Origin of the sequence: Rhizobium sp. CF122, from assembly GCF_000282035.1 — a bacterium.
Taxonomy (GTDB): domain Bacteria; phylum Pseudomonadota; class Alphaproteobacteria; order Rhizobiales; family Rhizobiaceae; genus Rhizobium.
Genome location: NZ_AKKA01000036.1, coordinates 1 through 12,369 on the forward strand (window position 1 = coordinate 1; position 12,369 = coordinate 12,369).

Consider the following 12,369-nt stretch of genomic DNA (forward strand, 5'->3'; position numbering starts at 1 on the left):
CCGCCCCCGCCCCCGGTGTGGCGGCAGCCGTTGCGACGCAGAACATGATCGCCGATGCGACGTTTTTGCCCGCATCAGGGCTTCGTCCTCGGATCAGCCCACATGCCGAACCCGTGGCGGCCGATCTTTTCGGCCTCGGCCAGATCCGGACGCATGAGAGAGCCATCCGCTTTTTTTGCCACACGAAGTGCCCCTAAAGACACCAGTTGCTCTTCGAAATTGGCGATGCTGTCGAGAGTTCCGGGGAAAAAGTAGTAGCCGAAGCAGGTTACATCCTGCTTTGCCGCATTCTCCTCGGACAAAAAGGCCCGGCAAAGGATGACCTTTGGATATTTGAGAAGGATTTTCAGTTGCTGCTGGGCAAAGTCTTCGCAGCTGCCGGAAAAACCTTCCTTCCGGTTGACCATCTCTCCCTGGCAAGGCTCCACGCCATAGAGATGCAAGGTGGTCTTGCCGTCGACAATGATTTCGTTCGGCGAACTGGCGCGAAACCCGATCGCTGAGGCGTATCCCTTCCGAGAAACGATGGCGCTGCTCCCGTCGTAATACTCGACCACCAGCACCATCTTTCCTGGCGCAGCAAGAGACTTGATGTAGGCGGGTTCGACAGGGCCAGCAGCAAACGCGCCGGACACGAGCCCTGCCATCTCACCAAGCAGCATCGCGATCACGGCTGCAGCGCCTCGAGCCAAAACAGTTTGCACCACCTGCACATCCTCCGGACAATATTCAAATCCGCGCTTCCTCGCGGAAATAGACTATTACAGTTCATTTATGGAATTGACAACAGGTCATTTTTGGTGTCGTTTGGCTCCAGACGGAACGCATGGGTGATCTTATGGCCAACAAGTTCCAGGCATCTTTGATTGCGGCAGCGGCATGCCTGCATTCGGTCGCAGTCCAGGCTCAATCGACAGAAAACGACAATATAGCAATGATTTACGGTCGAACATCTGATGACGCGATCCCGCAATCGCGCCTCGATACACCGCGCACAGCTCAGTCCGGAAACAAGAGGGAAGCCCTTCCTGCACCTGCGCGACCGCTCGGCGGCACCCCTCAAGAAAAGAACTATTACAGTCTGCTTTTCTCCACCGGTGGCGATAGTCGAACAAATGGACCAGGTCGCGCATTTTCGAGCAAAAAACAAACTAAATCAGTCCGGAACGACCAGACGTTGGCTTCCACGGCTCCGCCGCCTTGCGGTACCTCGCCGGCGTCGGTGGAAGACATCAAGGCGTTGACGGTTGACAGCGCTGGCCGCCACGGCGTGGACCCGGCTTTCGCCCTTGCCGTCGTCTGGACGGAAAGCCGCTTCGACCGGGTTCGCAACAGCCCCAAGGGTGCGCGCGGGCCGATGCAGTTGATGCCGGGTACCGCCAAGCGCTTCAACGTGACTGATGTCTGTGATCCGGCCGACAACATCGACGGCGGCATGCGTTATCTGCGCGCGCTTCTCGACGAATTCGAAAGCCCGATCGTCGCCGCCGCGGCCTACAACGCCGGCGAACAGGCCGTCTACGATAGCGGCGGCATCCCAGCCTATCCCGAGACCGTCCGTTACGTCGCCTCCGTCATCAACCGCCAGCTTGGGCGCGACTTTCCTGTCAAGCGAAACGGTCGCAGCCGCAATCAGACAACCGAGGTCGACAACATACGCGCGAGCGACGTCCTCGGCGCGCGAATGCCGACCTTCATCGGCGGGGTTATGAAGTTCTGAACCGAAAGGAGATGACCATGAAGCTTGTACTGTCTCATCGTCAAAAGAGGTGGGCGCGCCGTGCTGGCGTTCTCGTCGCTCTTGGTCTGATGCAGCTTGCCGCGGCGGATCTTGCCATGGCGCAGGCGACCAACCAGGCCTTTGCTCCCCTGCAGACGGTCGTGCAGGCCGTCGTCGATTTCATCACCGGGCCATTCGGACGTCTCGTCGCCATCATCGCAGTCATCGGCCTCGGGTTTCTTGCCTTCGCAGGTCGCCTCAGCTGGTTCACGGCCGGAGCAGTCGTTCTCGGCATCGGGCTGGTCTTCGGTGCACCAGCCATCGTCGACCAGTTGATCTCGACAGTCGGGAATTAGGCCATGGCTGCGCTGGAGGATGAAAAACCCCACTTGACGCCCTTGGTGATCGGGCTCACGCGCTCACCGACGCTTTGGGGCGTGCCCTACATGGCCGTCGTCATCGCCATCGGTCTCACGATCATCGCCTGGCTGATAACCAATGAGCTGTGGGCGCTGATGACGGCGCCATGCGCCTACGCCGCTCTTTTCACGCTCTGCAGCTTTGACGCGCGTGTCCTCGATGTGTTGCAGGTCTCCACGCGGTTGACGCCCAAGACGCCGAACAAGGCGTTCTGGGGCGCGAACTCCTACGGGCCGTGACCATGCTCAGCGTCATCCGTGAAGAACTCGGCTTCGGATCCGTCCACCATCGCGAACGGCCGATGGCCAGACACATCCCTTACCTGCGTCACGTCGCCGACACCGTCATCAGGCTCGAAGACGGCACCCTGATGAGCGTCATCAAATTGGACGGACTGTTCTTTCAGACCGAGGACCAGGCCGAGATCAACATGCGCGCGGTGGTACAGAACACGTTGATCCGGGCGCTCGGCTCCAGCCGTTTTTCCCTTTGGTCGACGGTGATCCGCCGGCAGGTCGATCCCTTCATCGCCGGCGAATTCGACGATCCGTTTTGCGCCGAGCTCGACCGCCGCTACATGGATGCCCTCGGCCGCAAGCGCATGTTCACAAATGAGCTTTACCTGACCGTCTTGCGCTCGGGCATGCGTGGAGCGCTGGCGGTGGGTGAGCGCGTCCGACGTCTCCTCGGACAAGCTTTGGGTCGCGACGCCGAGGAAGATCAACTTGTCGAGGCGGTTGGCGAGCTCGAAGAGCTCGTCGGCAATATCGTGCGCGACCTTGGCAAATACGGTGCGACAGTCCTTGGTATTTCAAGCGTCAACAACGAGCCCTACTCGGAACCTTCGGCGTTCCTGAACACCATCCTCACCTGCGGAATACCCCGCAAGATGCGTCTGCCTCGCATGGGTCTTGCCAGTTTTCTGGGATCATCGCGGCTCCATTTTGCACGCCGCACCATGCAGGCGCAGGGGCCGGTGAAGGGAGAAGACCGCTTTGGCGCGATGCTGTCTATCAAGGAATATCCGCCGTTCACGGGTCCCGGAATGCTGGATGGCCTCTTACAGGTGAACCACGAGTTCATCCTCACCCAGTCCTTTACGCTCGCCGACAAACCGATTGCTCAGGAACGCATTTCGAGACTCAAGCGGCAGATCGGCGCCTCCGACGAAGCCGGCAGCGATATCGAAACCGACATCGATTTCGCGCTGAACAGCCTGCTCAACCAGGAGGCTGTCTTCGGCTTCCATCATCTTTCGCTGCTTTGCCTGTCGCGCGACCTCGATGGCGTCAACAAGGCGGTCGCAGATCTCGGTGCCTGCTTCACCGACATGAACATCAACTGGCTGCGCGAGGACCTGAACCTTGAGGCAGCGTTCTGGGCGCAACTGCCGGGCAATCATGCCTATATCGCCCGGCGGTCGATGCTTTCGAGCGCCAACTTCTCCGGCCTTTCGTCGATGCACAATTTCGCGGCCGGCCGAAGCGACGGGATGCATTGGGGAAGGCCGGTCACCATCCTGGAAACATCCAGCCAGACACCCTACTGGTTCAACTTCCACCAGCGTGACATAGGCCATTTTCTGGTGACCGGCCCAACCGGATCCGGCAAGACCGTCGCCCTTGCCTTTCTGCTGGCGCAGGCGTTCAGGGTGAAACCCTCGCCGCGCGCCGTCTTCTTCGACAAGGACCGGGGTGCCGAAATCTTCCTGCGGGCAATGAACGGTTCATACGAGATCCTCACCCCGGGCATACCGACCGGCTTCAATCCGATGCAGATCCAAAACACCGGTGAAAACCGGGAATTTCTGCTCCGCTTGCTCAAGGCAATGCTCAGCAAGGACAAAGACGCCCCATTCGATCAGGAAGAAGAGGACACGCTTGAGCGCGCGATCATTCGGCTCATGCGCGAGCCTGCGGCGCAGCGAACGCTGACCAACCTGGCCGGGCTCGTCACCGGACGCTCACGCGCCGGCCCGAACGACCTCCATGCGCGGCTGCGCCCCTGGATGGAGGGCGAGAAGGCCTGGCTCTTCAACGCGCCCCGCGACGTCTTGTCCTTTTGCGAAGGCCGCGTCTTCGGCTTCGACATGACGAACATCCTGGACAATGACGATCTGCGCACCCCGGCGCTGATGTACATCTTCCATCGGCTGGACGAGCTCCTCGACGGCAGCCCGGTCATGATCTTCATGGACGAGGGCTGGCGCCTTTTGAAAGACCAGACCTTCAGCGACTTCATCGTCGACAAGATGAAGACCATCCGCAAGCTGAACGGCATTGTCGGCTTCGCCACACAGTCCGCTGCAGATATCGTCCGCTCGCCGGCCGCCCATACGCTGATCGAGCAGTCTGCCACGACGATACATTTTCCCAATCCGCGCGCCGACGAGGAGAGCTACATCAACCGTTTCGGGCTCACCGCCAAGGAATTCGGCTTCGTCCGCAACACCCCGCCGGAAAAGCGATCCTTCCTGATCAAGCACGGTCACGACAGCGTCATTGCCCGGCTCGATCTCGGTTCGATGCCTGATCTGATCAAGGTGCTCTCCGCACGCAAGGAAACCATCGAGGAATGCGCCCTGCTTCGCAAACAGCACGGCGATGATCCCTCCGGCTGGCTGGCAAGGTTCTGCGGGTGGGAGGAAGGCCGGTGACGAGCGACGCAGCACAAAGGCCGCCATGCGCCGCCCTCCTCGTCCTCACCGCCTCCGCGATCAGCCTGAGTGCGCAGCTGGCAGGGGCAGAGGTTCCAACCTTCGACAAGAGCAATCTTGATCCGCGTGCGCAGCGCGACAAGACGACCGCCGCGCTTAAGGACACCGATCACGATCGTTATACCATCCACACCTCGGTTACCTGTTCGATGTACCGGCCAGGCCGGCGCAATGACCCAATCGGCGCAGCACAAGGCAATCCCGAAATTTCGGGTCTTGTGCGTCGCATCGCCCGCCAATCCGGTGTCGACGAGAACCAGTTCCTCGCCCTCGTCTATCAGGAGAGCCGCTTCAATCCATGCGCCAAATCCGGGGCCGGAGCGACCGGGCTTGCTCAGCTGATGCCGGACACCGCCGCGCAACTTGGTGTCGACGAGAACAACATCGAAGAGAACCTGCGGGGCGGGGCGCTCTATTACAGGCAACAACTCTCCAATTTCGGCGGTGACGTGAACCTCGCCCTTGCCGCCTATAACGCTGGTCCCGGCAGCGTCAGCAAGTATGGCGGCATACCTCCCTTCAAGGAAACCCAAGGCTATGTCGCTGCCATCACCAAGGACTGGCTGCCGGCCTTTGGTGGCTCAGACAAGTCGGGGATTCCTCTGAATTTCGGGGGTGGAGGAACAGCCTATACCGGCATGCGCACCTCGACCCTGAACGCCATGGCGATCAGCGCGTCGACGTCTGCCAGCCTTGGCAATGTCGCAAGCTGGTACCAGCAACTCTCCGCGTTGCAGACCGGAACCCTCCAGGACAGCTGGGATCTTAATTCGACGGCCCGCAACGCCAATCTCGACATGATGAACAACCTCATCAAGCTCGCCGCTGCCATGGCGGATCTTTTGAATTCGCGCAATGCCATGGCATCGGCCAATCTCTCCGGCTCCTCGCAGACGAGCAGCAGCAAGGCAGATCACCGGGCATCGCCAGACACACCGGGTCTGTGCGCCCCCCGGCAAGATCTGGTCTGGAGCGCCGCCGACCAGGCCTGCATCGAAAAACGCCCCGATGTGAACCAGGTGCAGCTCATGCTGCAACCGCAATGATGGGAGAACGACATGAGACTTGAAGTCCTGACAATTTCCGTCCTGCTTTCCATGCAGCAGGCTGCCCTTGGCGACGTGCCGGTCATCGACAAGACAAACTATCAGGTCGCCAGAAGGACCGCCGAAACCACGGACAGGATCCTGGACACCAACAAGCGCATCCTGGCGACGGTAGAGGATACGCTGAAGGCGGTGACCGGAGACCGTGCCAGCACCGCAGCACCCCTGAATAATCTGGCGATCGGGAATGGCTTCAGCGTCTCGCAGATCCCATCGTTTGAGAACATCCTGAAGGAGGGGGCGCCGAACTTCGGGTCGATGAGCGGCGACATCGCCAAAACGGCGACCATGTTCATCAATGGCCTGCAGCTGGTAAAAAACCTGTCAGGCAAAGACAACAGCAGCTTTTCGGGCGACAAGTCCTATGAGCAGCTGGTCAACACCGTGCTTGGGGTCTCCGCCCTGACCAACGGTTCGCAAAAGGCAGCACAAACGCGGCGCAGCGCCTTCCAAGAAGCTGGTGCGCGCATCGGCACTGCTGAGGATATCAAGGGTTCGATCGATCAGAACAGCCAATTGCAGGTGCAGTCTGGACTGACCCTGAACGAAATGATCGGAGTGATGAACGGGGCGGTTTCGTCGTTGCAGGCCGAAAACCAACGCCGCCTCACCGATATTTCCAACACCAGGAAGACGCTGACCTACGGCAACTAGCATGATGATCAGAAGAATGCTTGCAATTGCCGCCGTCGGGACCGCTTTGCTGTCGGGATGCGGCACCGTGAAGGAGAAGACGGCGCCGTGCAAACGGCCCTTAAGCCTCTCCTCGTTTGCCAGCGACACCAGACAGGATTGCGGCGTCATGCGGCGTGTCAATGACCCGGCCGCAGCCTTTGCGGCGATCGGCGTCATTCTTCCCGACGAGCAATGAGGATCTCAGGCATGCAGGATTTTCTTGGCGATCTCCTCCAGCGCATCGAAGACTCCGGTTCGAGTTTTTCGCAGCAGGCTTACACGGTGGTCGGCAACGAACTGTTGCCGCTCCTGCGGGTGATGTTCATGGTCTACCTCGCCTGGTACGGCCTGCAGCTGGTCATGGGCACGTCACGGCTTTCGCTCGGCGATATTCTTGGCCGGATCGTCAGAATGATGATCATTCTTGCACTGGTCAGCTCCTGGGCCAACTTCGACAATCTTTTCTATCATTGGCTCAACGATACGCCCGAAGACGTCGGCCGGGCCATCCTGGCTGCCTCTGGAACGGGGATCACCGAGCCGACGAACGGTCTGTCTGAGATTTGGATGCGGGCCAACGAGGCGGCCTCGGCCTTTGCGGAGCAGTCCGGCTACTTTTCGATCCTTCCGAGCATGGTCGGCATCCTGATCCTGGTCGGCGCCGGCATCTTCATCGCAATCGCACTTGCCGTCCTCATCCTTGCCAAGGTGATGCTCTGGGTGCTGATCGGCACCGCGCCGGTCTTCATTGCCTGCATGCTGTTTGATCGCACGCGTGGCTACGGCATGGGCTGGTTCAATCAGGTGCTGACCTATGCGCTCATTCCCCTGTTCGTCTACGTCATCGCCGCCTTTCTGATTGCCGCGATGAACCCGGAGCTCAGCAAGATCGATGCTGCAAGCGGGTCGCGGACCCTAACGCTTGCCGACATCGCCGGCTTCCTGCTGCTTTGCATCGCGGGCGGGTTCGTGATGCTCTACATCCAGTCGATCGGCCAGGGGATTGCAGGCGGGATTGCCGTCGGCGTTGGAAACGCAGCCGCTGGAGTGACGCGCCGGCTTGGCATCCAATATCCATTGGCCGCTGCCAAGGGCGGCGCGCGCGCAGGCGTCGCTGCCTATCGCGGCACTCGATGGCTCTCGAACCGCTTCAGCGGCGGCGACAGTAAAGGCGAGGACAATGCCTCCGGCGCGCGCTCGGCCATGCAAACGAAGATCTCCCGCCAGAGCCTGCCCAGCTGACGACCCGGAAACGACGAGATAAACGATGGCTGACAAAAAAGAGCTCGAGCTCAGCACCTATTACCAGAGCGGTGACGCCTGGGAGCAGGAAATCGTCAAGAAGGCCAAGCGCTCCCGGACGCTCGCGTGGTTCGTGACGACGATTTTTGCCGGCATCACGCTGCTCAGCCTGATCGCGCTGGTGATGCTCGTGCCACTCAAGAGTTTCGAGCCATATATTGTCGAGGTCGACAAGAACACCGGCTATCTCGAAGTCAAGAGCGGCTTGACCCGGCCGGCCAATCTCACCGACCAACAGGCCGTCACGCAGGCCAACATCGTTCGCTATATCAGATCGCGGGAGGGATATGACCCCTATGCGATCGAGCAGAACTTTAAAATTGCAGCGCTCCTTTCCACTGGCAACGCGGCGCGGGAGCTACAGGACCTCTATAGCGCGGCCAACGTTCAAAATCCTGCGAGGCTTTACGGAAAAGCCAAGCGGGTGATGACCGAGATCGCGTCCGTGACGTTCCCAAACAGTTCAACCGGCATCGTCCGTTTCGCAACAAGTGAGGTCTCCGACTCGGATGCAATCACGCGCCATTGGATTGCAGTTGTCCGCTATCGCTACACCGATACGCCCACCGCCAACGAGTGGCGCTTTGAAAACCCGCTGGGATTTCAGGTCTACGATTATCGACGCGATCAGGAGACGGTGACGGAGACCAACCCGTGAGACGACGCATTTTAATGGTTGCAATCATCGCCTCGGTCTTGCCGGCATCATCGCATGCTGCCAGAACCCCCCTGGCAGGCCGGCTTGATCCACGGGTGACCAGCGTGGTCTATCGACCGGACGACGTCGTGCGGGTATTTGCCACCTACGGCATTTCGACGATGATCATATTTGATGAGGACGAGACGTTCGAGACGATCGCTGTTGGCGATACCGACAGCTGGGACATCGTCGCGGCGGACAAGGCAAACATCCTGTTCGTCAAGCCGAAGGCGAAGAACGTCGCGACCAATATGAATGTCGTGACGACGAAACGGATCTACTACCTGGAGCTCAACGATTATGCCCCGGAGGACAACAAAAAGGTCTTCGGTATCCGCTTCGTCTACCCCGACAAGAATTTGAACGCTTCACTCAGGAAGCAAGCCGAAGCCCGGGCAAGCTACCCGAACATGTCCGGTATCGACAAGGCCAACGTCAACATCGACTATTCCTTCTCCGGCGATCCGGCCCTGAAACCGCTGATGATCTTCGATGACGGCAAGAAGACCTTTTTCAAGTTTGCTCAAAAGGTGCCGGCCGTCTTTGCCGTCAACAGCGACTTCACCGAGACCCTTTTAAACTTCCGTCGTGAAGGCGACTATATTGTCGTTGACGGAACAGCCTCGCAGTACACGCTGCGCGACGGCAATCAGTGGACCTGCATCTTCAATCTGAGAAAGCCGGATTTCAGTCAGCCAGATCCCGCGCTCCTTGCTCCCTCTGCCGATGAGAAAGCGACGAACCGCAGAAGGAGTGGCAATTGATGCAGCGCTCGCCTGAGCTCGAGGCCATGCTTGCGGCCGACGAAACTGCAGTCGGCGACAGGCGTCTGCGCAAAAAGCAACTGCTTGGCGGGGCGGCCTTGCTGCTTGCCGGTACCGCTCTTGCCTATATTGCCGTCTTCGCGCCTCACAAAACGACACCAGATGTTCTGCAAGGTGATGAGGAGTTTACGACAACGACCTACAGCCCACCGTCGTTCTTGCGCGAAGAGCAGACGCCTGAACCAAAGCCCGCCGACAACATTATCCAGATCCCCGAGCCTCCCCCCGAAAAGCCGCAAGCGCCTCCGGATACGACCGAATTCAACGTGCCTCCTCCACCGCAGATCGTCGAACCGGCCGTGCCCCCTGACCCGGAACCGGAGGCGTTCCCCGACCGATATCGCTCAAAGCAGATCGTCGTCGACACCGCCAAGATCAGCGGTGATACGGCAGACCCCGGCAGCACCGGCAGCGGGCCGACCGTTGCAGGCGAGGACCGCAACAGCAAGTTCCTGGCGACGGCGTCCGCGATTGGTGACCGCTCTGCAAAAGCCCGTCAAATTGACCGGATCGATGCGATGATACCCGAAGGCACGCTGATCCCGGGCATTCTCGAGACCGCCATCAACAGTGATTTGCCGGGGCAGATCCGTGCCATTACCTCGCAGGATGTCTATTCCTTTGATGGGCGCCGCCTTCTCATCCCAACCGGCACGCGGTTGATTGGCGAATATCAATCTGACGTGACGCGCGGGCAGAAGCGGATCTTTGTCATCTGGACCCGGCTGCTGCGCGACGACGGCGTCTCGGTCCGGCTCAATAGTATTGGCGCCGATAGCCTTGGCCGCTCCGGCCTTACCGGCATCGTCGATACCAAATGGCGCGAGCGGTTCGGCTCCGCCATCCTGCTTTCAGTCGTCGGCGCAAGCTCGTCCTATCTGATCGGATACGGCAGCAACCAGTATAGCTCTGGCGGTGGCAACGGCGAAACCGACGCCGACCGGGCTGGCGAGCTCGCTCGCGAGACCATCGCACAAACCTTCTCCGACATGGCCAATCAGGCGCTGTCGGAAAACCTCCGTATCCCCCCGACAATCAACGTTCCCCAGGGCGAGCGGATCTTTGTCTATGTCCGGCAGGACCTCGACTTCTCCGCCATCTATCCGGACCCGGTCGAGGAAGCACTGAAGGAGATCAGGAATGCGCGAGGCCTCGATCAAGGTCGCACCCGATAGGGACGCCTATTATTTTCTGCGACGCGCGCTTGCGCCGCTTGCCGATCTGCTTGCGGATTCGCGCGTCATAGAGATTTCGGTAAACCGACCAGGTGAGGTCTTCGTTGAACGCCTGGGAGCCTCCGCCATGGAGTTTCACGCCATCGCCGAACTGACCGCCAGAGAAATCGAGCATATCGGTGAGCGGGTTGCTGCCGCAAGCAGCCAGTTCATCAGCCCTGTCAATCCGCTCTTGAGCGCGGCACTTCCGACCGGCGAGCGGATCCAGATCGTCTTGCCGCCAGCAGCACCCGACGGCGGATCGATCTCGATAAGAAAGCAGGTCATCAACGACCTCACTTTGACGCAGTATCGCGATGCCGGTGGATTCGACAAAGTGTCGGTGACTGTCGACGGTCTGTCGGAGACCGAAGCAAGTCTTAATGCCCTTCTTAAGGCCGGACGGGCGCACGAATTTATCGAAACGGCCATCCGCGAGCGGGTCTCGATCCTCGTCAGCGGCGGCACGTCGACGGGCAAGACCACATTCCTGAACGCTTGCCTGAAGAGCATCGATGAGCGCGAGCGCATCCTGACGCTCGAGGACACGCGGGAACTCTTTCCTCCGCATCGCAACGCCGTGCATCTGTTGGCATCGCGCGGCGACCAGGGCACGGCGCATGTGTCGATCCAGACCCTGCTGGAAGCATCGTTGCGCATGCGGCCTGACCGGCTGTTCGTCGGCGAGATTCGCGGCGCTGAGGCATTCGCCTTCCTGCGGGCGATCAATACCGGTCATCCCGGCAGCATGTCGACCGTCCATGCAGACACGCCGATGGGTGCCTACGAACAACTTGCGATGATGATGATGCAGGCCGGCATGTCATCGGGCTACTCCAAGGGCGACCTCATGTCCTACATCCGGATGGTCATACCGATCGTCATCCAGCTGCGCCGTGATGGGGGGCTGAGAGGCGTTTCTGAAATATACTACGCCCGGCGTGCGCCATGAGCCGGGGATACCTCGCCGTCTACCTGTTCTTTTGCGCGCTCATCGCGGTCGCGGTGTGGATGCTTACCTACGGCCTGATCCTGCAAATCGTCTTTAAGGACGGGCGGGTCCTGCACTTAATGACGACGACCAATCCGCTCGCACCGCTTGAGCAGTTTGCGGCCTATTTTGGCAACCGATCGCTGCGGCTCGTGGCGCTGTCAGCGGCCCTCCCGGCAATCGCAGCAGCTGCCTTTGCGGCCGCCTTCGGTCTCAGGCGACACAGCAGCCCGCTTGGCGACGCCGCCTTCGAGGACATGCCCGCATTGCGGCGCGGCGGCTGGTTCGGCAGGCAGGGTCATATTTTCGGGCGTTTCGGTACTCGTATCCTTCGACGACAGGACGATCGCCACCATCTGATCGTTGGACCGACGCGCTCAGGCAAAGGCGTTGGCTACGTCATTCCCAATGCCCTGATGTTTCCGGGCTCGATGATCGTCACCGATCTGAAAGGCGAAATCTTCGACCTGACGGCCGGATATCGGCTGGCGAACGGACACCAGGTGTTCTTGTTTTCGCCGGGCTCGCAGAAAACGCATCGCTGGAATCCCCTCGACTTCGTGCGTGCCGACCGAGGCAGCCGGACGATCGACATTCAGAACATGGCTGCGATCCTCATTCCAGAGGCCATTGGTTCTGAGAACGCCGTCTGGCAAGGAATGGCCCAACAGGTCATTGCAGGGGTGATCAGCTATGTGCTT

14 protein-coding genes are annotated in these 12,369 nt (G+C 59.9%); 13 read left to right on the forward strand and 1 reads right to left on the reverse strand.

The annotated features are described in order from the left end of the window. Window positions 1-74: 74 nt before the first annotated feature. A complete protein-coding gene (locus tag PMI09_RS09335; RefSeq protein ID WP_162130394.1) occupies window positions 75-707 on the reverse strand; it encodes a DUF4179 domain-containing protein in 633 nt (210 codons plus the stop codon). Window positions 708-1,177: 470 nt separating this feature from the next. Between PMI09_RS09335 and PMI09_RS32120 the strand changes: the two genes are divergently transcribed. The 13 genes from PMI09_RS32120 to PMI09_RS09400 form a co-directional block, all read left to right on the forward strand. Continuing rightward, window positions 1,178-1,720, forward strand: a complete 543-nt coding sequence (locus PMI09_RS32120) for a transglycosylase SLT domain-containing protein (RefSeq protein ID WP_052026523.1) — start codon at window positions 1,178-1,180, stop codon at window positions 1,718-1,720. 17 nt (window positions 1,721-1,737) lie between these two features. Further along, on the forward strand, window positions 1,738-2,076 hold the full coding sequence (locus PMI09_RS09345; RefSeq protein ID WP_007791658.1) for a TrbC/VirB2 family protein: 339 nt from the start codon (window positions 1,738-1,740) through the stop codon (window positions 2,074-2,076). Between the two features lie 3 nt (window positions 2,077-2,079). Beyond that, window positions 2,080-2,379, forward strand: coding sequence for a type IV secretion system protein VirB3 (locus PMI09_RS09350; protein WP_007791660.1), 300 nt, complete (start codon window positions 2,080-2,082; stop codon window positions 2,377-2,379). 2 nt (window positions 2,380-2,381) lie between these two features. Beyond that, window positions 2,382-4,796, forward strand: coding sequence for a VirB4 family type IV secretion system protein (locus tag PMI09_RS09355; protein ID WP_007791662.1), 2,415 nt, complete (start codon window positions 2,382-2,384; stop codon window positions 4,794-4,796). Beyond that, the gene (locus PMI09_RS09360) at window positions 4,793-5,902 is read left to right on the forward strand and encodes a lytic transglycosylase domain-containing protein (RefSeq protein ID WP_007791664.1); all 1,110 of its coding nucleotides are present in this window, start codon (window positions 4,793-4,795) and stop codon (window positions 5,900-5,902) included. Before PMI09_RS09355 ends, PMI09_RS09360 begins: the two co-directional genes overlap by 4 nt. Before the next feature lie 12 nt (window positions 5,903-5,914). Beyond that, a complete protein-coding gene (locus tag PMI09_RS09365) occupies window positions 5,915-6,616 on the forward strand; it encodes a type IV secretion system protein (RefSeq protein ID WP_007791666.1) in 702 nt (233 codons plus the stop codon). 1 nt (window position 6,617) lies between these two features. Further along, window positions 6,618-6,833 (forward strand): hypothetical protein, encoded by a 216-nt coding sequence (locus tag PMI09_RS09370; protein ID WP_443216176.1) that lies wholly within the window; start codon window positions 6,618-6,620, stop codon window positions 6,831-6,833. Window positions 6,834-6,844: 11 nt separating this feature from the next. After that, window positions 6,845-7,879: a type IV secretion system protein gene (locus PMI09_RS09375; RefSeq protein ID WP_007791669.1), complete on the forward strand. Its 1,035-nt coding sequence runs from the start codon at window positions 6,845-6,847 to the stop codon at window positions 7,877-7,879. Between the two features lie 25 nt (window positions 7,880-7,904). Next, complete coding sequence (locus PMI09_RS09380; RefSeq protein WP_007791671.1) at window positions 7,905-8,597, forward strand: virB8 family protein; 693 nt, start codon at window positions 7,905-7,907, stop codon at window positions 8,595-8,597. Window positions 8,598-8,611: 14 nt separating this feature from the next. Continuing rightward, entirely contained in the window at window positions 8,612-9,403 is a 792-nt protein-coding gene (locus PMI09_RS09385; protein WP_157213353.1) for a TrbG/VirB9 family P-type conjugative transfer protein, read from the forward strand. Then, window positions 9,403-10,638, forward strand: coding sequence for a type IV secretion system protein VirB10 (gene virB10 / locus PMI09_RS09390; RefSeq protein ID WP_007791677.1), 1,236 nt, complete (start codon window positions 9,403-9,405; stop codon window positions 10,636-10,638). Before PMI09_RS09385 ends, virB10 begins: the two co-directional genes overlap by 1 nt. Further along, window positions 10,604-11,629: a P-type DNA transfer ATPase VirB11 gene (gene virB11 / locus PMI09_RS09395; protein ID WP_007791680.1), complete on the forward strand. Its 1,026-nt coding sequence runs from the start codon at window positions 10,604-10,606 to the stop codon at window positions 11,627-11,629. Before virB10 ends, virB11 begins: the two co-directional genes overlap by 35 nt. Beyond that, window positions 11,626-12,369: type IV secretory system conjugative DNA transfer family protein (locus PMI09_RS09400; protein ID WP_007791684.1), on the forward strand; the 744-nt coding region annotated here is incomplete at its 3' end. The genes virB11 and PMI09_RS09400, both read left to right, overlap by 4 nt.

Bases quoted from the DNA above. Each gene is read 5' to 3' on its own strand.
- PMI09_RS09345 (WP_007791658.1), top strand. From the start codon at position 1,738: ATGAAGCTTGTACTGTCTCATCGTCAAAAGAGGTGGGCGCGCCGTGCT.
- PMI09_RS09350 (WP_007791660.1), top strand. From the start codon at position 2,080: ATGGCTGCGCTGGAGGATGAAAAACCCCACTTGACGCCCTTGGTGATC.
- PMI09_RS09355 (WP_007791662.1), top strand. From the start codon at position 2,382: ATGCTCAGCGTCATCCGTGAAGAACTCGGCTTCGGATCCGTCCACCAT.
- PMI09_RS09365 (WP_007791666.1), top strand. From the start codon at position 5,915: ATGAGACTTGAAGTCCTGACAATTTCCGTCCTGCTTTCCATGCAGCAG.
- PMI09_RS09370 (WP_443216176.1), top strand. From the start codon at position 6,618: ATGATGATCAGAAGAATGCTTGCAATTGCCGCCGTCGGGACCGCTTTG.
- PMI09_RS09375 (WP_007791669.1), top strand. From the start codon at position 6,845: ATGCAGGATTTTCTTGGCGATCTCCTCCAGCGCATCGAAGACTCCGGT.
- PMI09_RS09380 (WP_007791671.1), top strand. From the start codon at position 7,905: ATGGCTGACAAAAAAGAGCTCGAGCTCAGCACCTATTACCAGAGCGGT.
- PMI09_RS09385 (WP_157213353.1), top strand. From the start codon at position 8,612: ATGGTTGCAATCATCGCCTCGGTCTTGCCGGCATCATCGCATGCTGCC.
- virB10 (WP_007791677.1), top strand. From the start codon at position 9,403: ATGCAGCGCTCGCCTGAGCTCGAGGCCATGCTTGCGGCCGACGAAACT.
- virB11 (WP_007791680.1), top strand. From the start codon at position 10,604: ATGCGCGAGGCCTCGATCAAGGTCGCACCCGATAGGGACGCCTATTAT.